We start from the raw sequence: 21563 nt of genomic DNA, 5'->3' as shown, positions 1-21563 counted from the left end.
TAATACGTGTCGTCTACCGACCTGGGCTGCACAGTGTTCCCTATGATATTTATAGAAGGTATCGCTAAAGAGGCTGTGATATCACTGTCTATGGCATTTACAAATAATACCTGTGCAATAGCAGGGTTTACATCAATATTTACAAAATCCTGTGCGGTTTGGTTACCTCTAAAAATACGAAGAGATAACTCGTAGCGACCAGAGGCATCATTTGAGACTAGAAGCGTGGGAGTAGCACTATTTGCTTCATTTAAGGTTCCATTTGCTCCATCGGGAGCACTAAGTATTGTCCATTCATAATCAAAACCTATGTTATTTACGTCTGAAGAAGAACTTCCATCCAATTGGATGGTTGTTCCAGAATCTTCAGTAAATACCACTTGATCAATTCCAGCATTAGGTAGTAGCACCGTAAATTCTTGCTCGTCATAATCAGAGCAGGAATATAGCACAAGTAAAAATCCAAATAGATATAATAATCGATTCATATTCATCAAAATTTTGACAAATATAAACTCTTATTTGTATTTATTCTAAATAAAAATAATAAAAAAATTTGTGACTTTAGGGATCATTAAATGTCACAGAATCAACTTTAATACTTCTAATAATCATTTAAACATTAACTTAGCTACCTTATAAATTCATTCAAATTTACCTTTACACTATCCTCAGAAAATAATTTAGTTTCATCAGGAAGCCCTCATTTATAATGCACCTTCTTATCTTAACTTTATCTTTCGCATCTGCATAGATTATAAATTCTCCTTATTTCCATATAAAAATACTTTTTCTCAAATCTTTTAAAAGGTTTTCGTCAAACCTGTCAGATTGTTCCTCTTTATAATCTATGTTAATATTAAAATGCCCCAGCCATCAATTCAATTTTAGCTTTTTTAATTCCTATCTTTTTTACAATATCTTTCCAGTTCTTAACAACAGACAATACTCCATTCAAAATAGTTTCCATTTCTCTTTCACTCAGGCGAAAATATTGCCCTACGCTTTTGGCCAAATTAAAATTCAAGGCACCTTTGGAATTTTAAATGAAAAAGTAGAAGGTGAAGCAACATGGATAAAGACAGCACATTTTACGATAGCAAACCTGATATCTCTAAATTGGTTCAGAAAGATTGCAAATGGAAGGTGGATCATAATAAGCCAAGAGATAAAAGGTATTTTTGAACACTAACCAACAGCCTTTGAATTCTCAACCTTACGAGACCAAAAAATGATATAAACTGTACCTATAATAGTAGGAAACATCCAGGCAAAAAGGTTATCAAAGTTTAAACCTGCGACAATGAATGCAGTTACCGATGCAATCATCGCACCCACCATTCTACCAATATGAATCTTGAGCCAGTTGGTTTTCTTTCGCCTTGTTTTCTTAAAATTCTGGAAGTCTTTTAAAGTTAATATAATTCCAAAAACGCCAAAGAACACAAAGAGCATACTATTTGCAATTCCGGTAAACATTCCGTAAAATCCTATAAACAACATTGCCACCGAACCTAATAACATCGTACCTGAAATGATTTTATCAACACTCTTTGCATTACCTCTAAAACGACCTCTTATGTGAAGCGCCCTATTTCCTGCCAGCACCAGGTAAATTGTAAATACTCCTATTAAAAAAAGAAATAGATTCTTGTGTCCGGGCATTGCTGCAATAAACAACGACAACGCGGCACTACTTATCATGGTAATTGAGAAAATTTTACCTGAACGGCGGTGGATTTTACTTCCTTTTTTCACTGAAATGCTTAGTGCACCTGATACAAGTCCCAAACCACCGAGAAAGGTGTGTACGTATATAAAGATTTGTATTGTTTGTTCCATACATCGTTTTTTTAGCTTTTTATCTACCCACAACCAGTTTAGTCTTATTACTGTTTAAGTTTTAATTCAAACCAATTACTGATTTCTTGACCATTTAGTTCTGAAAGTAAATCAAGAAATACTGCGGTTGTTTTTATTTGTCGGTTGTGCATCTGATTCAATAATTTTTCCGTCTGTGGTTCTCCTATTTTTTCTTCCAAATCTAGTAAATGAAATGAACCTTTGTAGGTCACTACAGCATTACTTCTTTCATGGTTTTTCTTGATGCCCCAAACCGGCGGGGCTTCCATTTTTTGTATCCAATCACCAAATCTTTTATTATAGGCGTCCATAGCTTCTTTGCCATAATCTCTGCGATACATCACTAGCGAACTATATTCTGCAAAAGACTCATTAAGCCAATCTTCCCAGGTTGATAACTCTGCTTTGAGCCACCATAAATGCGCTATTTCATGAGCTAATACTTTTATATGTGTTTTTTTAAATTTTTGATCAAAATTAAGTGATATAAAATTAGGACGGGCATAACTTACAGATCGCTTGGAATCGCTTACTACAATTACCAATTCGTCTGTATCTGTTGTGCCGTATGTTTTTTCAAAGTAATTATAGTATTTCTGAGATTTCTTCTGAACATCAGTAATAATACTATCGGACACCTGGTGAGAATAAATATGTATTTTTCCATTTTCAGCCGTTCTCTTGGTTGCCTGAGAAGATATCAAAAAGGGCATGTCAAACGTCGGCTTAGTACTTTTAAGAACATTTTCTTTTGATACGTTAGGAGCAATCACAACGTCATCTGTATTGATTTTTAGGGTGTATTCAAAAAGTCCGTACTCAAAATTCCATGGGAAGTAATCGGTATAAATATTAAATTCCGCCCAATCGCGTTGGTATTGAAAGCGTTCGTTTTTAATTTCATCAAAATTGTTAGAATACACAATGTTGATTTCATTTCCCTTGATGTTTTCAACAGGTATCAACAGTTGTTTTTCCTGCTTTCATATACCAGTTCTTCTTCGGTAATATGAAAAGATATTGGTTTTTTCTGGGATGTGACTGAAATAATTTTGGCACCCCCTTGTATGTAAAGTTTTAGAGAGTCTACATTGCCGTATGACTCAAAGCTGATATCTAAATTTGCTTTATAAATGCCTTCCTTCATATTTATAGTGACTTCACCTTCGTAATGGTCTATTTCTTGACCAGATACTAGATTCGACAGTAATACTATCAGTAATGTAAAAACAGTTTTTCTCATCTATTTACATTTTATTTAAACAGCTGCAATGCATCATCAAGGCGATAGACCAAAGCCTTTTCTTGAGCCCTTAACTCTGCAAAGGTTTGCTGTATAACGGCAACTGTTTCTTTTATAAGTTCTCGTCTATGGGTTTCACGCTGTGTCATCATTTTGCTAAGTGCATCTATGGTTGCGCTTACTGTATTTTGTTGGCTATAGGCCTCAAATAGAACCTGAGCTTTGTTAAAATTAATTCTACTGGCAATATCCTCTTGTTCCGCAGTTTGCCAAGCGATATTTTTAAAGATTTCTTGAGAAATTCCCCTTGGGATGATGTCATTGTCCCAAATCACAAATCTTGGTCCTCTAAAAAATATGCTTTCCAGAGAATCGCTATTTATGGTCTCCAGCTTTTTTACAACCTTAGTATGGTAATCGACCAACCGTTGCGCGGATTTCCGGTTATTTTCAAGTTCACTTTTGATGTTTTTTAGAATACTAACCGTTCGTTTTTCTTCCTGCGCCTCATTTTGACATTGGTTAATGAAAAGCGCAAATAGTACACTAAACACGATTAAGAGCGATTCTGAAAGAAACCTTTTAAAATTAGAGAAACGTATTTTTTTAAAATTTTCTAACATTAATCCAGATATTGAAACGTGTCGACCATTTCATACTTCGGGCTTCTCTCGATAAACTCTCTTAGAAATGCTGTATGACTTCCGCCAGACAGAATAAACACTCTATCTTCTTTTGTCATCTCAATTCTGTTCAGGTTGGAATAAATGCGTAAGTTTCTTTGGTAATATTTAGCGGCTTCATCTGCACCTTCAAAATTACCATCTGTACCTGCGTAAGCCAGTATATCTGCATTGACTACGATTAGAAAATCTAAGAATCTCGGATGATTCATCAATTTCAGTTTTTCTAAGAGATTAAGGGAATCCCTATCTACACCGATCTCTGGGTGATTTTTAAAAGGATTTTCATAATAATTGTTTACTGTGATCGAATCAATTTCATTTTCAATTTCTCTTGCTATCCTGTAGTTGTAACTCATTTTGTGGTCAATACCGTAGATTTTTTTCAAGCCGTTCATTTGAGCTAGGGGAAATGCTACTAAGCCAATCTCACCATACCAGGATACCGATTCCGAAGGATCTTTTAGGTATTTCTTATACTCTTTTTGAAGTATGGAGTCTTTCTCTGTTGGGTATTCAACGCAGATGATTGTTGGTTTAAATTTGCTTATCATCTCAGCAATCCTTTTTGCATCTTGTTGATTTTTCTTGTTGTTTTCATCAAATTCAGTAGAATTTGCATCAGATGTCTTTCCCATATGAAAGGTAGCAAAATTTAAGACCTGAATTTTGTTTGAAATAGTTTCTGACTCAGCTTGAGGTGAATTTTCAGGTTCTTTGATAGGTTTGTTTTCTTCTGCACAAGAGAAGAATACTGTTATTATAATAAAGATCAGGATGTTTTTCATAGTATCAAATTATTAAAATTGAATTTTTTAAATTTCATATCACTATACCGTTTGGCAATTCATCAAAACCGCCTTACAGTAAATTTTAAGTCCTGTAATTTTTACCGAATTCATCATCTCCGGCCAACTTGAAAAATCGTTGTGCAGGTCAAAAATCTTCAACACATTGAAATAAGAACATGTAGATACCGCTAAAGCCCCATTTTCCAATTCTGTAGGGCCTTTTGCTGTGATACCGCACGTTCAGAAACCTGTACAATGATGAGTTCCTTTCTCTTCTGTGCAAGCTTAATATTATCATCTAGCTGTTCAAACATTTTTTTGATATTTAGGTAGCAGAATTGCCTTTTTAGAATTCATAATATTGCACAGTTACATCAAATTTATAAAAATATTGATAATATACATTGTCTTAAATGTTTTCATTCAATTAAATATCGACTTCGCCTCGTCATAAATTCGCTCAAAGTTTTCTGCCAAATCAACCTGCGAAAATTGCTTCGATACTTCTGGTAATTCTCGTTGAATATTAGCTAATTTAAACTGCACTTTCTTATCCTTTCCATCAGCGTAGGTAATAAATTCGCCCTGTTTCAACCTGAAGAAAACATCAGCACGAATCTTAGGGATTTCCTTTTCACCCGTAGTAATGCGTGTATCAAAATCGAGGTTATGACCACGGCTAATACTTTTTGTTGGGTCTTTGATGATTTCAAAAAAGCGTTCATAGTACTTAGCGGTATCCGGGTCATTGACCTTGCCAAAAAATTGGTAAGATAGATTGCTCAAAATCGCTCGGCTGGCCTTATCACCATACATCATATCGTTCTGGATTTTATCCTGCATTACATAGATGGTAGCGATATCGTAGCTTCGCAATGTTGCAGGAATACGGTGCATATTTAAAAGCCGAATGGTGGGTGCTTCTTCCATTAATAAGAATGAAGGTTGGGAATAACGCACGCTCATCTGCTTCACGATGGTGTGAATTATGGTTGCGATGACAGGTGAATAGGATGTTTCATATTTGGGATTGTTTACTACCGAAATGACCGCTGGATTTTCTTCGTTATTGATATTCAAGGGTACTTCATCCGCAGATAATGCCATAAAAATGCGTTGGGTGCTAATACGTTTTAGAGCATTGGCCAGGGTGCTTTTTACACCCGCGGTCTGCCTATCCGAATCCTTACCACTGATAAAAGCATCTGCCATAGCTCGTGAAGTGGTATTGGTTTCCAAAAACTGTATAAGACTATCGGTGTCCAACAATTGATAAATGGCTATTAAATGAGGTAGCGTACAATACTTAGGATAGTCAGTTTTCAATTTCCAAATCAAACCACCAATCAATCCCTCAGCTGCATCGTTAAAGAATTTTGTCGTTCCCGTACTTCCAGATTCGCGTTGTTCCAACAGGTTTTCAATGAGTACTCGGGACACTTCATTGACACTTTCTTCATTCTCAAGATATCTTGGTGCAATGGGATTCACCCGATGGATAATCCTGTCAAAAGAAATAATCTTCATCGGAATATCGCTATCCTTAAAAAGCGGATAGGCCATTTCGGTCAACTCAAAATCCTTATAATCGTGTATAATTCCGCAGAAACCGTTTTCACTAAAGTGTTTTAAAAATCCATACACCACACTTTCCGTTTTACCACTTCCCGCAGAGCCTATGACCGAAGCACCACGTTTGATGTTGTCAATTTTAAATCTTCCATTCTTGGTTAAAAATTTGACCTGGTACTTTTTATCGGTTTTCTTCTTTGGTTCATTATCAGAAAAAGCATAAATGAGTACGGCCACTGATAGCACTGGCACTAAGACATAAATTACTATTTCTAGCAATGACCAACTCATATCCCAATTGAACTCGATTTTACAGCGATTTCAGCACCTTTTCTCAACCGCTTAAATACACGTAGTGCCACCTGCGCTTTACTGATTGGAATATTTGGAAGCATCGGCACGCCAGACTTACCCATTATTTTAAACGCCAATGCTTTCTCATTGGCAGGCAACTGCATTAAAGCAGCAAAGTAGTGGTTGGGATTTTTTACAAAGTCCTTTTTGGCCTTGTAGGTCTCTGCATAATTTCGTTCGTATCGAAACGTCTTATCAAAAGTGGTTTCCGCTTTCGCGAAAAAGGCATCACGGTCAAACCCACGTTTTACCTTTTTACCGTGCATCTCAACTTCTGAAGCTTTGTGCTTGCTACCTGGGGAAAGACTTACCGAATTGGAAGCATCCTTTCTACTCACAATGATATGGATGTGGCTTTGGTTACCTGCCTTTTTCATTCCCTGAACAATACGTTTCCCGTTTTGTTGATGTGGTGCTTCACGTTCTAATTTGGAGATTTTGAGTTTTAACCTGTCGATGTTTCCTTTTGCATTGCCTTTTTGGATTTTACGCACTTCCTGTTTCAATTCAAGAATCTTAGTGGCGAAAGGTTGATTTTCCTTTACCTGAAAATCCGTTCCTTTAAAAGTCCGTTGGTGCTCGATTTTGGCGAAGTATTTAATGTCGTTCACATTAACCGGTCGCCCATTGCTGTCTCGGTTAAAACTGGTCGCATAGTCTTTCATTAGCTCTCGGGTATAACGTTTTAAATCTTCGCTATTGTTTTCAAGTTTGCGTAGTTCATATTTGGACGGACTGACTGTGATGGAATAGAATTTTGGTTCTTTCTTTTTGAGTTTTGCTGTATTTCCATCAATCTCTTTGACCACTTCCTTAGCTGAAATCTCATCGCCATACTGGTTGAAGAAATGTTCCATTTCCTCTTTTTCAAGACCCTCGTTTTCCTTTTCCAGATACTCCACAAAATCTGCTGAGCTCTGTGAGTAATTTTTCCCTAATTTTTGTGCGGTGATGTTGATGTACATATCAAGGAATTTTAAAGTTGATTTTGATTGTTTCGTTTCTCTTGAAACTTAACTTCTTTATTTTCCTCTGCAAACTTTTTTTCCACAATCAACGGTTTTTTCTTTGGCTCATCCATTTCAAACAGCGATTGCAACATTGCGACTGTGGGTTTCGTTTGGGTCTTTTCCACATCGCGCATAATTGCAATGACGGCATTGATACGCTTTAATAATTTAGCTTCTATGGTGCGTCCAGTTGGTCCTAAATTTTCCTTTGGTGAAATCTCGTTATAGAAGAAAAAATCGAGGATGGCTTCCATCGCTTCGGTGTGGGTTTTGAAGTGCCTCTTGGAAAATTCCTGAAACCGTTTGGCGGTTTTCCGCTTGAACCGGATGGTGATAAATGAGTCCATTTTCTTTCGCTTTTTTGAAGATTTGACGTAAATCCATCCCTATTTTCAGGCGTTTTGAGGGCATTTGACGTAAATCTCAGAAAATTTTAAAATTCGATTGATTTTTATATAATTAAAAATCAATGATTTACGATAGAAAAGGAATACTTAACATCGCGCAGCGTGTTACCCTCTTGCTATTCCTTTTCGTCCCGCTTGCGGGACAAAAATTCCATACAATTCAGCTCAAAAGCTGATTGCATTTTTTGGGAATTTCAACAATTCCCAAACCTAAAATATGGATGGATACAGCTATCAGCGAAAGTCAAAATATGAGATAGCTATATAATTTTGTTGTTATTGTTCAACGATTTAAAGATACGGTTTTTTCGTGATTAGGAATACGCTAAAATTAAAACACCCCTGAATTTTCAGGGGTGACCTCATTCAATTTTCTAAGCGTTTTAACTTTATTCATTTTCAAACTTAAATTGCTTATCAGAGGAATTGGTAATAGAATGATCGGTTATTAACTGTTTCTCATATTCATCGGCTCTTTCTTTGGCAAAGAAGTCAATCGTAAGTCCAGTCAATCCAAAAAGTATTAAAGCAATTGACCAAGCTTGTACATTTGACTTTTGATAAAGCACAAACAACAGAACACCCAAACCTATTGAAATCGTTCCAATGGCTATGGTAAACTTGAATATATCACTAAATCCTGAGACTCTTTGTTTTTCCTTTTCTAGAAAGCTATTTTTATCTGTTTTGTATTCAAGCTCAAATACTTTTTTTCTCTTTGTGTTACTATAGATTTGGTATGAACTCAAACAAATAAAAATGACGCTAACTAAAACCAATGGAATGAACAGGTTCTTGGCATTTGGTGTGGTGCCAAAATATTTAAAACTAAACGCTACCGAAACCAATACAAGTCCAAAACTACCAAATATGTAAGATTCAAAAATTTCGCCTTTAATCCAATTAAGTGTATGGGTGAATACGTCCATAGGTATTTTCATTTTCTGTTGAGTTAATCGAGCAATGCCTTTGGTACTTCAGTTTTAACTCTAGTCACGTTTTTGCCAAACATCCATTTGACAAAACCTTTTTGACTATCACTTGCTGGCTTGTCAATGACGCCTGTTTGCGTTTTTTGAAAGCTGCGCTGGGGCAGAATCTTTTTCATAAACGCCATAAATTTTGCATCTCCTCCTGCGAGAAAATGCAGTTTGCCCTTAACGCCCTTTTCAACTGCTTTGAGAATAATTCGAGAAACATTTTCGGGAACGGTGGCTTTATCATACACGCGCTGGGCAGAAAAGAAATTGCTGTAATATGGTTTGTAGGCTTTGTATACTGGGTTATGCGTATCTGCGCCTTGGTCGAGCTTTGTGAAAATACCGGTAGCGTGCGTGCCGGGATAAATGGCCTTTACCTGAATGTCGAATGGGGCGAGCTCTATGCCCAGACTTTCGGTGATGCCACGCAATGCCCATTTTGTACTTCCGTAACCTGAAATAAAAGGATAATTGAATTGTGCACTGGAAGAAGCAATGTTTATAATGGTGCTGCCAGGATTGGCTCTCAAGTGAGGTAAAAATGCCTTAATGGTAGCATATACCCCAAAAACATTCGTTTCATACTGATTCTTTAACTGCTCCATGGTTGTGGTTTCTAATGGGCCTATCAAGCAATAGGCTGCATTGTTGACCACAACATCTATCTTATTAAAGTCTTTGATAACTTGGGCAGCTACTTGTGAAATCTGTTGAAAATCTGTCATTTCCAGATTGTAGAGTTTCACATTGGGGAACTCTTTAAAAAGACTAGGGTGCTTTGCTGTGTCTCTTACTGTAGCGGCTACATTCCAGCCCTTTTCTGTAAATAGTTCCACGGTTACTTTTCCTATACCGCTGTTTGTTCCTGTGATAAAAATTGTATTTTTCATTGTACTTGTTGTTATTAATGCCTTTTAAATTTTATTCCATATAGCTGTTCTTCCTAAAAGTGAGAACCCAATGAACCCTCTCAAATGCAGCTTACCATCTTTCAGTTTGGCTTTGCAGTCATAAGTCCTGCCACTGGGTGGGTCATAGATTCTTCCATCTACATACTCGCCGTCCTCATAGCTGAGATTGGTAAGATTAATAATGCCAACAATTTCACGTGATTGCAGCGCTTCGTCTGGGTTTTTGACATCTTTCTTAGATGTGCCATCAGCTTCCACGATTTTATCACCCCACAGTAATCTTCCCTGGTAGGTTTTACCTTCTTTAAAAACCTCCATTCGTGCGTCCTTTTTTTCGGTTTCCCAGGTACCCAGGATATCATCAGGGTTGGATTGGGATATGGCACTAGTTGCGGATAGCACCAGTAGCAGAATTGTCATTTTGATTTCACTCATTTTACTTATAATTAAAGTTTAATATAAATTGACTAGTCAGTCAACAATCGATATAAATTTTTTTACGTTATCAGTTTCCAGAATTGCTTAAAGCTCTTCTGAAGGATTTCTTTTTGGTTTTGATTATTTCCCTTAAGGAAACTATACACGGCAATGACCGTATTACTAATTAAGGCTAAAATTAGCTGACTGGGTAAGTTCACCAGTTCGCCTTTTTCTTGGCCTTGTTCAATAAGCTTGTGGTGATTACCGGTAACCGCTGTATCAGAGATATCCACCATTGTGATGAATGGTGAATTAATGAACTGCTGTATATAATCGAATTCCTTCTGGTTTTCCAAAGCCCATATGATGGATTTTTTAAAATAGACTTTAAAAGTCTGCTTTAACGGGGCATCAACCGGAATGGATTTTTCTAGATGGACATTCAGTTGCTTTTTTATTTCTTCATAAAGTTTCAGTATTAATACCTCTTTAGTCGGAAAATAATGGAAAAGGGTACCATTTGACACGCCTGCATCCTTTGCAATCTTGCTCGTAGGTGTAGCGTGAAAACCGAACTCAGTAAAGAGATTCAATGCACTATCTAGAAGTTGTTGTTCCTTATCCATCATTATTTGATTGACTAATCACTCTACAAATATATAAAACAGTTTTGACTTTTGCTCTTTTGGTTAAAATATTTTTTGCCTTGAATATTAAAAAAAATTATCACAAACCCTTTCGTATCTGAATACTAGATTGTAGATAATATTTGGTTTTGTTGCCAGTGTAACCGAAAACACCCCTGAACATTCAGAGGTGCTTCTATGTTTGAACTCGTAACATTTAACTATACTATAGCTTCAATAATTAATATTCACTAGGTAACATCAACGTATCATTTACAAAAAATAACCGCAGTTCATCGAGCGGAAAATCGGCGGCACGATAGCCTTGCTTTTCCAAAATATTGTCATTGCCATCGCTGTAAATTATCTCGGCTTCATAACCTGAAAAATCTTGTTTTTCCTCGGGCAATCTTTTAAAATCTATAGTTATAAATTCGCTTCGGTTCATCAGGCTTTTTGCAATTACGGAAGTGTCTGTAATAAGCCAAAAACATTCTGCGACTTCTGATAGATATTTCAATCCGTCTGTAAATCGAATGCGTATTAACGGGATTTGATAGAACATTTCTGTTCCTGTAAATTGTTGCAATCGCGCTTTTATTTCGTTAACTTGTATCTTCATTGTTTACTTTTTTTAACTGTGAATAATGAAAAAAGAGGGCGCATCTTTCGACGGTTACGCCCTCTTTCATTTTAAACTTTTACTTATCGCCTTTGCTTCCCATTAAAAGGATTTCATCGGCTACCACTTCGATAACATAGCGTTGGTTTCCGTCGTCGGTGGTGTAGGTTCTTGTTTTCAGTTTACCTACAATTCCAATTTCTTTGCCTTTGCCAACATAGTTTTCTACGATTTCGGCAGTCTTACTCCATGCAACAATGGTATGCCAATCGGTGTCGGTCTGCTTTTCGCCTTTGCTGTCTTTGTAGTTTACATTTGTCGCTAATGAAAAACGGGCTACTTTCTTTCCGCTTTCAAGGTTTGTAATTGTTGGTTCTTGACCAACATTTCCAATTAACTGTACGTGATTTTTAATAGTACTCATAATAAAATATTTAAGTGATTTATACTTCCCCTATTGATTTAAAACAGATTAAATTTTAAGGGGTGTTTGTTCTTTTCTTTCGTGCACCGCACAATGGATAAAGTGGGTTTTGTCAAGACTTTTAGGGAATAAATCAGGAGTGTCTGCGACGTAGTAATCCCGTTTTTTTGCGGGATTCGAGGAAGTAGAAACCTTATTTTTCGCTAAAACTCGTACAGTCTTGACAAGTTCCATAAGGGCATTAGCAATTCTTTTAAAGCCGGTTACGATTTGAGCGTACCGACAGTTAAGCGAAATGAGTGGCTGGGTTTACTCTAGAATTGGTTATGTCCTGCCTGTTTTTCGTTGTCCCGAAAAACAAGAAAGGCTTTATACATTATAAACCCCTTAAAATGTGTAAGACAGCGGTTTGGTTTTTAGTGATTTTCGAGTAAGGGCTCAAGAAGACCGCGCCGAAAATACCGTTAAGAAAACCGAGGTGATGGCTTTCCGATGAGAAAGCGGACTTCGTGCCCTATTTTGGAATGAGAATGCAGCGTCCCTTCTAGGCGCAGCGGGCAGGGTTAGTGAAATGAAAAGTAGAAATAGGGTACGGTGTCCAAGACTTGTAGTGAAGCTCTTTTCCCGGAATGTAGCTTTTCGCGGAATGTAGGGGAATGTGCTGAGTATGTTTTTAAACGGTTTAGGCTATTAACAGTTGCTTGGTTAGCACGATTTTGTAAGTACTAGACAAGCTGAAAATTCCTTCGGGATTTTCAGAATAAGCTTTTAATAGCGATTGTTTATAGCATTATTGCCAGTAATTTTCATTTCCTAGTTTAATAGTCAAAAGGTATCAAGTCAGGTTCCAAAAATTCCATTTTAGCCCTATCCGAATTATAAATATCAAAGCCGTAATGACAAGCCATTAAATCCTTGAAATTGTATTTTAATCGTGGAAATTCTATTATAAATTCTTTAAAGTTATCAGATTTTGATTTGAGCATAAAATGATAAACTGCTTTTATAGCGGCCAAGGTCAAAGTCGTGTTGTATTTGTGTTTAGCTCCCACGAACTCCACATAGTTTCGCAGTTCACACTGAATCGTTTTTTCAGCTCGTTCAATTCCGTATTTGTTGATATTAATCCAAGCCAACCTCAAGTGTGCTTCGTGAGTAAAGTCAGAAGGATTCAATTCGCAATTATTGAACACTTTTTCAAAGTCGAAGTCAGAAAATTCAAAATGAGTTTCCATATCAGAATTCCTATTTTGTGAATATTTTATTTTCAGAACGTTTCTCAAATGATTGGTAACTTACTATATACGTAATAAATATAACTTTTTATTCAGAGTTTCTTAAGCCATTAAATTAACTTTATTCGTAAGTTGAAAAGTGGACTTAACTGTTTTTTGTGACGAAATGTAGCCCTTCGACGTAGTTACAAATTATTCTTGAAATTAAACCTCCTCTAAAACAGATTTGCCTTGAGATTTATCTCCAGATGTCCATCTCCAAGTCTCATAGAGTCTAATTTTTCCGTTTTCCAACATTTCAGGTGTTGATTCACAAATGCCGGTCATCAACTCGTTTTTATCATTTACCTGATAATATCTCATATTGATATTACCTTCTTCATCTACTAAGCCTATCAGGTGTCCCTTTTTATTTGACCTCCAGCATATTCTGAAGTAAGCAAATTGCCTTTCTGTTTGTAATAAAATTGCGTTTCACTTGAGGTTTCTTCGTTTTCAGAATTGCTTACAGGTTTAAAAACTCTGTTATCGTAGTTTATTTTCATACTAAACTTGTTTTCACAATTTAACTATTGTTACCAACTTATCTCACTTTTGTCCCTAAAAAATTTTCCGGTCATAGACTGGTCTTCTAATAAACCTGCCCAGGTAATGGTCTCCGCTCATTTTTTAAGGCTTATCGTGGCTTGGAATGAAAAATTCTTTTCTAGCCCGATACCTATATTTATTTTCTACATAACTCTATGAGTTCATCAAAGTTCCAAGGATTTCTTCATACATAATGTTCAAGATTTTACCACCATTTTCAGTACTCCAATCCTTGCCCAGTTCTGCCATTACCTGATTGGTAGAGGTCAATACGACGCCTTCATTTTCCATACGACGTTGCGCGATATCGTCTGCAAGCTGGGTCGGCGAACCGCCCGCATCTACAACCACTTGAACGCTATAGCCATCTGCCACCGCATTAATTGCTGGGTAGACCGTACAAACATCATTGGTTAATCCGGCCATAATAATGTTCTTTTTTCCAGTACTCGCTACGGCTTCTTTAAAGGGTATGTACTCCCAAGCATTTACCATACCTGGGCGTTTGATGCGATTCTCGTGAGCTTTTGACGCAATATCTTCTAAAAATTCGAACAAAGGGCCTTGAAACTGCGTTTCGTTACTGGTGGTAAGTACCAGAGGCATTCCTGTTTCAATGGCAGTTCTTGCTAATGCCTTAGTGTTTTGTTTAATGACTTCCTCATCCATATTTTTGGCCAGTTTTACAGTACCTTGTTGGTGGTCTATAAGCACTATTGCCGTGTCTTTAATAGTAAAATGTGGTTTCATAATGTGTTGTGTTTTAAGTTTAAAAATTAATTTCCAATCCATATTTTGATGCTAAGGACATCATTTTTTCCTTATCAGCTTCAGTCGGTGGTATGGGCTCGCTATCACGGGTGGGCAAGGTGCTACCAACTTCCCTGAAAAAATCTTCCAAACCTGCTGGCATTACCGTACACAGCATTATCACAGGTGCCTCAGTTACATTCTTAAAATTATGCGAAACCCCCTTTGGGCCAAATAAAAAGTCTCCTTTCTTGGCGATAACTCGGCTTCCATCGATATGGAATTCAAGTTCGCCTTCCACCATATAGAAAAATTCATCTTCATTATGATGGGTATGTGGTGGCGAACCTCCACCGGGCGGAATATAAAATTCCATCGTGGCAAAAGCGCCATTGGTCTGCTGTTTAGTGGTCAAAAAGGTGTAACGGTCGCCCACAACTGAAACGGCTTCGCCTTGATTTGCTTTAAGTACTGCTGGTGTTTTTGTTTTCATAATAGTTTTAATTTTATCTTGTTTACACGCCACTATACATCCCGTTACGGCTGTAGGGCTTATTTTTATCGAGTTCAAAAAGAACCAAATCTGCAATGCCCGCAGGAACGATTCTTATAGATTCATTTTCGTATACCAGACTGTCACCTTTTAAAAGCATCTGCCCGTCAATGTCGATAGTACCATCAAAGACATAGAGGTAATAGGTTTTGTCTTCAGCATGTTGCCCTTGGATGATTTTATCTATTCTGGCATCGAATACGGCTGCATCTGCATTAATTTTAAGAGGTACATCTGTGTCAAAAGAGCCAGCGACTTGCCGCCAAGAATTAACATTGTAAGCTGCCTCAAAATCATGAAATTGTACGCTGGGCGTGACATCGTCTTCTGCTGGTCTTAGAAAGATTTGTAGCATATGGACATCGTCACCATCCTCCGGGATGGATTCTTGGTGGTAGATACCACTGCCAGCATTCATCATCATCAAGCGAGTATTGCTTACTATTTTAGAATCCCCTTCACTATCTTCATGTACCAAATTACCTGAACGAACGTAAGAAAGGATTTCATCGTTCTTATGCGGATGCATTCCTACAAAAACCCCCGGTTTTAAATGACCGCGGTCTATTCGTCCCAGTTGTGCCAAACCTCGTTTTTCTGAATGATTCTTCAAGGCCATTCCCGGAAAATTGATATCGATATTAAAATCGCCTTTATGGATTTTATGTGCTTGGGCGCTTTTAAGTATTGCTTTCATACGTTTAAATGTTTTTAATTGTTTGAAAACGAAATAATTAAAAAATTGAGAATGTTCGTTTCATCTTAAAATATATTTTATGGTACAAATTTTCGTCAATACAATGAGTTTGGTTGGTCTGGTCCTAATTTATGAAACGTTATATAATACCAATTCAAATTTTTTTCATATTTGCTCACTAATGCTTATCGACTTTATTTAGTCTATTTTTAGTGCCACTTTACCGCTGAGTTCTTTGGCTTCAATCTTCTGATGTACGGTTACTGCTTCGTTAAATGGAAATGAAGTCACTGGCAAGAGTTTGAGTTCTTGTCTTTCTAACATCGTTTTAATAGTACCCAAAGTGGATGCATCAGGCTGTACCTGAAACATCGATGCTTTTACGTTGTGGTTTTCACCTAACACAGGGTCAGGCGGCATTACAGTAGATATCAGTCTTCCTCCTTTTTTCAAGACTGCAAATGATTGTTCCTGTATTTCGCCTCCAACCAAATCCAATACAACATCGAGTTCTCGAATGCATCTAAGAAAATTATCTTCGTAAAACAGCAGTTCATCTACCGGTAGATTTTCGAGCTGTTCTTGTTGGTCATCCCTACAAGCCGCAAAGATGGTCGCGTCCATTTCTTTAGCAAATTGAATAGCATAATGCCCAACACTGCCCGCAGCGCCATGAATGAGGATACGTTCATTTTTTTGCAACCCGATCTGTTCCAATACTTTCTTAGCTGTAAAGGCCACCAATGGTACAGTGGCCAAAACCATATCTTCAATACCATTAGGAACGGTGGCCACTTCGTGTGACTTTACAATGACATACTCCGCGTAACAACCCGTGAGCCGCGAGGTAAACCCGAAGACGTTGTCACCTACTTCAACGGATTCTGCTTTAGTTCCTACGTAAACCGCTGTTCCCATGAATTCCGCACCAGGGACAAGCGGTAATGGATAAAAGTTTGAAAGGTAACCCAACCGTATCTTTAGGTCAAGCGGATTGACGCCGCATACCTGTACCTTTACCAATATCTCGTTTTCATTTATCTGAGGTGTCGGAAGCTCTACAAACTGCATGACTTCCGCTTTTCCCCAAGAACGTATTTGAATTGCCTTCATTTCGAGTCTCTTTATACTAATTATAGTGCCGTTTCTCCGCCATCCACAGGAATTACGACACCCGTTAAAAACGCTGATAATTCTGAGGCACAGAACAATACGGTCCTTGCGATATCATCTGGATTTGCCATTCTGCGCAATGGTAACTGCTGTTCAAAGGCATCCAGTTGTGCCTTCACCTTTGGGTCGTTCGCTTTCAATTCTTCTACGCCTGGTGTATCCACCAAAGTTGGTGCTACTGCCAATGCGCGCACTCCTCTTTCTCCCAACTCAACGGCCAAAGCTTTGGTAAGCCCTGCCAAACCGTGCTTGGAAGCGACATAGTGTGCTGCATTACCGGATGTCTTAAAGGCCGCCGTAGAGAGAATGTTGATGATAACCCCTCCATTTACGGTATCTACCATGCGTTTAGCAGCTTCCCTACAGGCAATGAAACTTCCGCGTAAATTTAGGTTCATTAATTTGTCCCAGTCGTCATCTTCAATACCCAGTACCCCAAGGAAGTTATAGATTCCGGCATTGTTTACCCAAATATCCACGCTTCCCAATACTTTCAAGGTATGTTCTACCAAGGTTTTGATGGAATCGACATTGGATACGTCAAGCCCATACCCATGTGCCTTACCACCCACATCTTGTCGGATTTGCTCCGCACTTTGTTCTGCTTTGTCCACGTTTAAGTCGGCAATGACCACTTCGGCTCCACTCTCTGCCAATCGTTTGGCAATGGCATAACCAATGCCTTGGGCAGCACCGGTTACAACGGCAATTTTTCCCTCAAGTGAAATTAATTGCGCTACTGATTTTTCTTGAACATCATATGTATACATCTTTTTGGAATTTAAAGTGAAAAAGGCAGATGGTAGCCATTACTTTCTGCCTTTTTCAATGGATTAATTGAGTTTTGCGTACACCGCCTTAGTTTCCGTAAAGGCTTCAAAAGCTTCCTTACCACGGTTTCTTCCCCAACCGGACATTTTGTAACCACCAAATGGTGTTGCCGCATCAAACACATTATAGCAATTAACGAACACCGTTCCTGCTTTTATGGCTTTGGCCAACTGATGGGTATTGGCCAGGCTCTCTGTCCAAATACCAGCACCCAATCCAAATTCGGTGTCATTGGCCATCTCTATGGCTTCCTCCAGCGTTTCAAAGGATTGTACTACGAGTACCGGGCCAAAGATTTCCTCTTTCACAATTTTCATATCGCGGTTAACATCTGCAAAAATGGTAGGCTCAATAAAGTGGCCCTGCTCCCCAACTTTTTTGCCACCTGTTACCAGGGTAGCACCTTCTTCAATACCAGAATTGATATAGCTCATAATGGTATCCTCCTGTTTTTGGCTCACTACAGGTCCCATATCTGTGGTGTCGCTCTGGCCTGAACCCAACTTGATTTTCTCGGCTTCTTTTTTCAAGCCCTCCAACACTTCGTTGTACACCAATTTGTGCACCAATAAGCGGGAACCAGCACAACAACACTCCCCTTGGTTAAAGAAAATACCCATGGCTACCCCTGGAATGGCTTTTTCCAAATCGGCATCGTCCATGATAATGTCTGGGGATTTTCCACCGAGTTCTAAGGTTACTTTTTTAAGGTTACCATCAGCCACGGTATGCAGGATGCTTCTTCCAGTGCGTACCGAACCTGTAAAGCCTATTTTGTCCACAAGGTCGTGCTCGGTCAAGGTGGTACCCGCACCCAATCCGTTTCCTGGCACGATGTTGATGACACCATCGGGAACGCCAGCTTCTTTGGCCAGCTCGGCAAATCGCATTATAGACAGTGGTGTCACTTCCGAGGGTTTTAGGACAATCGTATTACCGGCGGCCAAGGCACCTGCCATTTGCCATCCCGCTGCAATCAATAAAGGATAGTTCCACGGTGTGATAAGGCCAATAACGCCAATCGCTTCACGCAAAGTGTAGGCATGAAACTCAGCACCGGGCACGGCAATATCGGAAACTGGTATGATGGCGCCTTCCATGGTTCGGGCATGCGCCGCCATATAATGAAATAAATCTGCCGTTAAAGGAATGTCTGCTGCTCTAGCGACAGAGAAAGGTTTACCGTTGTCCAGACTTTCGAGATAAGCTAGTTCGTCTGCATTTTCCAGAATGAGGTCACCTATCTTATAAAGAATTTTTTGACGCTCAGATGGTGTCATCTTGGACCAAGGACCTTTATCGAACGCTTGTCTTGCAGCATCAACGGCCTTATTGATATCTGCGGCATCGCCAAGAGCAATGTCTGCTAATTTTTCCCCTGTGGCTGGATTGGTGGTTTCAAAGATCTCTCCCGAGGCGGCATCCACAAATTCGCCATCTATGAAAAGTTGAACGGTTTTTGACAGGAATCCTGATGCAGGCCCCAAATCTTGCTTTGGTAATTCTAATACTTCTGACATGATATTATTTTTTAATTAAACAACGGTTTTAACATTCACTGTAAAATTGAAAAATCATCACCAGCTCTTCTTTGCACTTTTGATACCATTTGACATTTTTTGATATAAATTGAAGTAATACCAACTAAGCTCAGAAATGCCGCATAAAATTGGTTTCTTTTTTGCTCATATTTCACTAAAAAATAGAACCGTAACTTTAGCTATGCTTCAATTTTTTAGTTCATCTGTACAAAAAATAATTCAAATTTTTTATACGATATTTCAAAACTTAATTGGTATAATTGATAAGAACACCTCTTAAACTTTAGTTTCAATTACATCAAAATGCCCTTTTTGGACATTATATAATTAAGTGTGATTTCCTCCTGAAGCATATTCTTTAAATCAATCTCTATCATCCTGCATAAGGCAGACATCGGAATATCATTGTCCCTGTCCTCAAAAGGGTTTTCGATATCAAAAGCAATCTGCTCAATGGAATTAAAAATGAACACAATGAGCAAGGTCAAGGGAATGGTAAAGTAGCCTGTTTGCGATAACAGTGCAAAAGGAAGCAGGCAAGAGAATATATGTACAAAAATATAGGATATGTAACTGTAGGGTTTGGGGAATACTGTATTCTTGATACGTTCGGAAATACCCAATTGGTCGCATAATCTATTAAGGGTCGTGTCCATCTGAATCATCATATACACGTCGATTTTCTCATATTTTCGAGCCTTGGAAAGTTGTTGCCTTTGGGCAAGCAACAGCGCAAGCGGTTTGTTGTGCTCTAGTTCAATGTCTTCAAACTCTTCTTTGGCCAGAAAGTCTCGTAGGATATGCCATTGTTCTTGTTTTCTTAAATGTAGCTTGAGTGCATTGACAAAGGCGATTTGACGGTACACCACAGCCTTTATCATTTCGTAGTCTTCATCTTCATTTTTAAAAGGGTGAAAAATACCCGATAACCTGACGTGCAAAACTTCTGGAATCGTTGATAATACTGCCCCAAACCTTTCGTGCTTCCCACCAACGCTCGTAAGCTGCATTCATCCTAAAACCCAATAAAACGGAAAGTGCCGTTCCCATGAGGATAATGGATATTAATGGCAGTTGCATAAAAACAAAATGAAGTTCTTTATAGCCATAGACCGATAAGGAAGACAACAGCAAATATAACAACAACCATTTTCAAGTATATTTCAGGATATCGCCTAGGCGAAAATGTTTACTGACAATCATGTTTTTAGGAAATTACTTTCACCATCAATTAAAAAATAGGATAAATCAATGCTTTGCTTTTATTGGATACCATTGCCATTTTTGTGGTTTCGATTTTTTGGTAATGATGCTGAAGAAGTTGCTTTTCTAATATGGCTTGGTGGATGGCCGAAGAATTTTTTAAAAGTTCTGCAGAACTGGGAATGGTTGTTAATGCCCACTTCCATGCCAATTTGTATGATAAGCATATCGGTATGCTGTAAAAGTTCTAGCGCCTTTTCCATACGTAATTTTTTGAGGTAATTGAAAGGGCTAAGTCCGGTACTTTGCTTAAATCTAGAGCTTAAGTAACCCTGACTCAGGTTTAGGGAATTTGCCAAATCCTTAAGGGTAATCGACGCGGCCAGGTGTTTGTTCATGTACGTTGTGACCTTCCCTACCTGTACTGGTGTAAGCCCCATACCAAGGATATCTACATCGTGCCGATACCTTAAGCATAACAGATGTGCCACCAACGAGTGCACCAAAGCATTCAGATATTGTATATCAGTTGGCTCGTCCTTTATTTTAAGCTCTGACATAAGCCGTGCCAATAACTGGCGGCTCAATCCGTCCAACAATATAGGGCGTTCCTGTGTTTTGGGATATCGTCCATTGGGCATCAGCTCAACGATACTGCCCTCTTTGGCGCCAAAGATATAGGGTTGCCCGTTAACGACGTTCTTGCTGATATCGGTAAACTCAAAATGCAGGTGTTGGTCTTCAAACATATCCCATTTATGATGGCCAGTGGAAGTATGAAGCAAGTGCGCCGTAGTTTTCTTGTCAAAACAGATGAACAGCATGATGCAGTTGGGCTTGAGTTTGTGGTTGAGCTGTTTTCTAAGGTACACCTTTTCTATTCTGGCAAAATGCCAATGCTCTGTTTCATGTGCTATCCTAAACTCTGGTTTATTGAGTAATTCTTGTAATAATTGCATAACAATTCATAATAATTCTTGTTTCATTATGCCAAAGGATATACCAGCATTATTGATTTGAAAAAATAATTTATTAAAGCTCTGATTATCAGTAATTAAATAAATTTACACAAAGTGTTCATCCAAA

Annotated in this window: 27 protein-coding genes; all 27 read right to left on the bottom strand. The window is 38.2% G+C overall.

Annotated features, from left to right (window positions below; translation table 11 throughout):
* The coding region (locus tag J8281_RS13105; RefSeq protein ID WP_210198084.1) for a hypothetical protein at positions 1-488 on the bottom strand (488 nt) is incomplete at its 3' end.
* Positions 489-1188: 700 nt separating this feature from the next.
* Complete coding sequence (locus tag J8281_RS13100; RefSeq protein WP_210198083.1) at positions 1189-1842, bottom strand: hypothetical protein; 654 nt, start codon at positions 1840-1842, stop codon at positions 1189-1191.
* A gap of 47 nt (positions 1843-1889) precedes the next feature.
* Positions 1890-2828: a hypothetical protein gene (locus J8281_RS13095; protein ID WP_210198082.1), complete on the bottom strand. Its 939-nt coding sequence runs from the start codon at positions 2826-2828 to the stop codon at positions 1890-1892.
* Positions 2825-3106, bottom strand: a complete 282-nt coding sequence (locus J8281_RS13090) for a hypothetical protein (protein WP_210198081.1) — start codon at positions 3104-3106, stop codon at positions 2825-2827. The genes J8281_RS13095 and J8281_RS13090 overlap by 4 nt, the downstream gene beginning before the upstream one ends.
* A gap of 11 nt (positions 3107-3117) precedes the next feature.
* On the bottom strand, positions 3118-3729 hold the full coding sequence (locus J8281_RS13085) for a hypothetical protein (RefSeq protein ID WP_210198080.1): 612 nt from the start codon (positions 3727-3729) through the stop codon (positions 3118-3120).
* A complete protein-coding gene (locus J8281_RS13080; RefSeq protein ID WP_246849117.1) occupies positions 3729-4577 on the bottom strand; it encodes a DUF5694 domain-containing protein in 849 nt (282 codons plus the stop codon). Before J8281_RS13080 ends, J8281_RS13085 begins: the two co-directional genes overlap by 1 nt.
* Before the next feature lie 426 nt (positions 4578-5003).
* Positions 5004-6443 (bottom strand): type IV secretory system conjugative DNA transfer family protein, encoded by a 1440-nt coding sequence (locus J8281_RS13075; protein WP_210198079.1) that lies wholly within the window; start codon positions 6441-6443, stop codon positions 5004-5006.
* Complete coding sequence (mobB, locus tag J8281_RS13070) at positions 6440-7471, bottom strand: MobB family relaxase (RefSeq protein ID WP_210198078.1); 1032 nt, start codon at positions 7469-7471, stop codon at positions 6440-6442. Before mobB ends, J8281_RS13075 begins: the two co-directional genes overlap by 4 nt.
* A gap of 11 nt (positions 7472-7482) precedes the next feature.
* Positions 7483-7863, bottom strand: a complete 381-nt coding sequence (locus tag J8281_RS13065) for a BfmA/BtgA family mobilization protein (protein ID WP_210198077.1) — start codon at positions 7861-7863, stop codon at positions 7483-7485.
* 449 nt (positions 7864-8312) lie between these two features.
* Positions 8313-8864, bottom strand: coding sequence for a hypothetical protein (locus J8281_RS13060; protein ID WP_210198076.1), 552 nt, complete (start codon positions 8862-8864; stop codon positions 8313-8315).
* Between the two features lie 11 nt (positions 8865-8875).
* A complete protein-coding gene (locus tag J8281_RS13055; RefSeq protein WP_210198075.1) occupies positions 8876-9793 on the bottom strand; it encodes an SDR family oxidoreductase in 918 nt (305 codons plus the stop codon).
* Between the two features lie 24 nt (positions 9794-9817).
* The gene (locus J8281_RS13050; protein WP_210198074.1) at positions 9818-10234 is read right to left on the bottom strand and encodes a DUF2147 domain-containing protein; all 417 of its coding nucleotides are present in this window, start codon (positions 10232-10234) and stop codon (positions 9818-9820) included.
* 77 nt (positions 10235-10311) lie between these two features.
* Complete coding sequence (locus J8281_RS13045) at positions 10312-10863, bottom strand: TetR/AcrR family transcriptional regulator (RefSeq protein ID WP_210198073.1); 552 nt, start codon at positions 10861-10863, stop codon at positions 10312-10314.
* A gap of 238 nt (positions 10864-11101) precedes the next feature.
* On the bottom strand, positions 11102-11482 hold the full coding sequence (locus J8281_RS13040; RefSeq protein ID WP_210198072.1) for a DUF6876 family protein: 381 nt from the start codon (positions 11480-11482) through the stop codon (positions 11102-11104).
* A 79-nt stretch (positions 11483-11561) separates the two neighbouring features.
* Positions 11562-11906 carry a single-stranded DNA-binding protein gene (locus tag J8281_RS13035; RefSeq protein WP_210198071.1) on the bottom strand — a complete coding sequence of 115 codons (345 nt, stop codon included), beginning with the start codon at positions 11904-11906 and terminating at the stop codon, positions 11562-11564.
* 818 nt (positions 11907-12724) lie between these two features.
* A complete protein-coding gene (locus tag J8281_RS13030) occupies positions 12725-13141 on the bottom strand; it encodes a hypothetical protein (protein WP_210198070.1) in 417 nt (138 codons plus the stop codon).
* A 204-nt stretch (positions 13142-13345) separates the two neighbouring features.
* The gene (locus J8281_RS19730; protein ID WP_246849116.1) at positions 13346-13504 is read right to left on the bottom strand and encodes a hypothetical protein; all 159 of its coding nucleotides are present in this window, start codon (positions 13502-13504) and stop codon (positions 13346-13348) included.
* Between the two features lie 32 nt (positions 13505-13536).
* Complete coding sequence (locus J8281_RS19725; protein WP_246849115.1) at positions 13537-13686, bottom strand: hypothetical protein; 150 nt, start codon at positions 13684-13686, stop codon at positions 13537-13539.
* A 196-nt stretch (positions 13687-13882) separates the two neighbouring features.
* Positions 13883-14521 carry an isochorismatase family protein gene (locus J8281_RS13020; RefSeq protein ID WP_246849114.1) on the bottom strand — a complete coding sequence of 213 codons (639 nt, stop codon included), beginning with the start codon at positions 14519-14521 and terminating at the stop codon, positions 13883-13885.
* Complete coding sequence (locus J8281_RS13015; protein WP_210198069.1) at positions 14499-14972, bottom strand: cupin domain-containing protein; 474 nt, start codon at positions 14970-14972, stop codon at positions 14499-14501. The genes J8281_RS13020 and J8281_RS13015 overlap by 23 nt, the downstream gene beginning before the upstream one ends.
* 22 nt (positions 14973-14994) lie before the next feature.
* Complete coding sequence (locus tag J8281_RS13010) at positions 14995-15651, bottom strand: pirin family protein (RefSeq protein ID WP_210198068.1); 657 nt, start codon at positions 15649-15651, stop codon at positions 14995-14997.
* Positions 15652-15927: 276 nt separating this feature from the next.
* Positions 15928-16842: an NADP-dependent oxidoreductase gene (locus J8281_RS13005; RefSeq protein ID WP_210198067.1), complete on the bottom strand. Its 915-nt coding sequence runs from the start codon at positions 16840-16842 to the stop codon at positions 15928-15930.
* Positions 16843-16862: 20 nt separating this feature from the next.
* Positions 16863-17672 carry an SDR family NAD(P)-dependent oxidoreductase gene (locus J8281_RS13000; protein WP_210198066.1) on the bottom strand — a complete coding sequence of 270 codons (810 nt, stop codon included), beginning with the start codon at positions 17670-17672 and terminating at the stop codon, positions 16863-16865.
* Positions 17673-17735: 63 nt separating this feature from the next.
* Positions 17736-19253, bottom strand: coding sequence for an aldehyde dehydrogenase family protein (locus tag J8281_RS12995; RefSeq protein ID WP_210198065.1), 1518 nt, complete (start codon positions 19251-19253; stop codon positions 17736-17738).
* Positions 19254-19567: 314 nt separating this feature from the next.
* Entirely contained in the window at positions 19568-20215 is a 648-nt protein-coding gene (locus J8281_RS12990) for a bestrophin family protein (RefSeq protein ID WP_210198064.1), read from the bottom strand.
* Entirely contained in the window at positions 20178-20402 is a 225-nt protein-coding gene (locus tag J8281_RS19840; protein ID WP_256437893.1) for a bestrophin family protein, read from the bottom strand. Before J8281_RS19840 ends, J8281_RS12990 begins: the two co-directional genes overlap by 38 nt.
* A 134-nt stretch (positions 20403-20536) precedes the next feature.
* Positions 20537-21262, bottom strand: a complete 726-nt coding sequence (locus tag J8281_RS12980; RefSeq protein ID WP_210198062.1) for an AraC family transcriptional regulator — start codon at positions 21260-21262, stop codon at positions 20537-20539.
* Positions 21263-21563 lie beyond the last annotated feature (301 nt).

It is taken from the genome of Aquimarina sp. U1-2 (assembly GCF_017897595.1).
In the GTDB taxonomy this organism is placed as follows: Bacteria; Bacteroidota; Bacteroidia; order Flavobacteriales; family Flavobacteriaceae; genus Aquimarina.
The sequence above is the reverse complement of the archived record's forward strand: the minus strand, read 5'-3'. Positions and strand labels throughout refer to the sequence as shown.

Excerpts from the sequence above, each read along its gene's own strand:
- J8281_RS13065 (WP_210198077.1), bottom strand. The coding sequence starts at position 7,863 with ATGGACTCATTTATCACCATCCGGTTCAAGCGGAAAACCGCCAAACGG.
- J8281_RS13015 (WP_210198069.1), bottom strand. The coding sequence starts at position 14,972 with ATGAAAACAAAAACACCAGCAGTACTTAAAGCAAATCAAGGCGAAGCC.
- J8281_RS13085 (WP_210198080.1), bottom strand. The coding sequence starts at position 3,729 with ATGTTAGAAAATTTTAAAAAAATACGTTTCTCTAATTTTAAAAGGTTT.
- J8281_RS13060 (WP_210198076.1), bottom strand. The coding sequence starts at position 8,864 with ATGAAAATACCTATGGACGTATTCACCCATACACTTAATTGGATTAAA.
- J8281_RS13000 (WP_210198066.1), bottom strand. The coding sequence starts at position 17,672 with ATGTATACATATGATGTTCAAGAAAAATCAGTAGCGCAATTAATTTCA.
- J8281_RS13020 (WP_246849114.1), bottom strand. The coding sequence starts at position 14,521 with ATGGATTGGAAATTAATTTTTAAACTTAAAACACAACACATTATGAAA.
- J8281_RS13005 (WP_210198067.1), bottom strand. The coding sequence starts at position 16,842 with ATGAAGGCAATTCAAATACGTTCTTGGGGAAAAGCGGAAGTCATGCAG.
- J8281_RS13010 (WP_210198068.1), bottom strand. The coding sequence starts at position 15,651 with ATGGCCTTGAAGAATCATTCAGAAAAACGAGGTTTGGCACAACTGGGA.
- J8281_RS13090 (WP_210198081.1), bottom strand. The coding sequence starts at position 3,106 with ATGAGAAAAACTGTTTTTACATTACTGATAGTATTACTGTCGAATCTA.
- mobB (WP_210198078.1), bottom strand. The coding sequence starts at position 7,471 with ATGTACATCAACATCACCGCACAAAAATTAGGGAAAAATTACTCACAG.
- J8281_RS13075 (WP_210198079.1), bottom strand. The coding sequence starts at position 6,443 with ATGAGTTGGTCATTGCTAGAAATAGTAATTTATGTCTTAGTGCCAGTG.
- J8281_RS12995 (WP_210198065.1), bottom strand. The coding sequence starts at position 19,253 with ATGTCAGAAGTATTAGAATTACCAAAGCAAGATTTGGGGCCTGCATCA.
- J8281_RS13055 (WP_210198075.1), bottom strand. The coding sequence starts at position 9,793 with ATGAAAAATACAATTTTTATCACAGGAACAAACAGCGGTATAGGAAAA.
- J8281_RS13040 (WP_210198072.1), bottom strand. The coding sequence starts at position 11,482 with ATGAAGATACAAGTTAACGAAATAAAAGCGCGATTGCAACAATTTACA.
- J8281_RS19725 (WP_246849115.1), bottom strand. The coding sequence starts at position 13,686 with ATGAAAATAAACTACGATAACAGAGTTTTTAAACCTGTAAGCAATTCT.
- J8281_RS13100 (WP_210198083.1), bottom strand. The coding sequence starts at position 1,842 with ATGGAACAAACAATACAAATCTTTATATACGTACACACCTTTCTCGGT.
- J8281_RS13045 (WP_210198073.1), bottom strand. The coding sequence starts at position 10,863 with ATGATGGATAAGGAACAACAACTTCTAGATAGTGCATTGAATCTCTTT.
- J8281_RS13050 (WP_210198074.1), bottom strand. The coding sequence starts at position 10,234 with ATGACAATTCTGCTACTGGTGCTATCCGCAACTAGTGCCATATCCCAA.
- J8281_RS13080 (WP_246849117.1), bottom strand. The coding sequence starts at position 4,577 with ATGAAAAACATCCTGATCTTTATTATAATAACAGTATTCTTCTCTTGT.
- J8281_RS13035 (WP_210198071.1), bottom strand. The coding sequence starts at position 11,906 with ATGAGTACTATTAAAAATCACGTACAGTTAATTGGAAATGTTGGTCAA.
- J8281_RS13030 (WP_210198070.1), bottom strand. The coding sequence starts at position 13,141 with ATGGAAACTCATTTTGAATTTTCTGACTTCGACTTTGAAAAAGTGTTC.
- J8281_RS19730 (WP_246849116.1), bottom strand. The coding sequence starts at position 13,504 with ATGAGATATTATCAGGTAAATGATAAAAACGAGTTGATGACCGGCATT.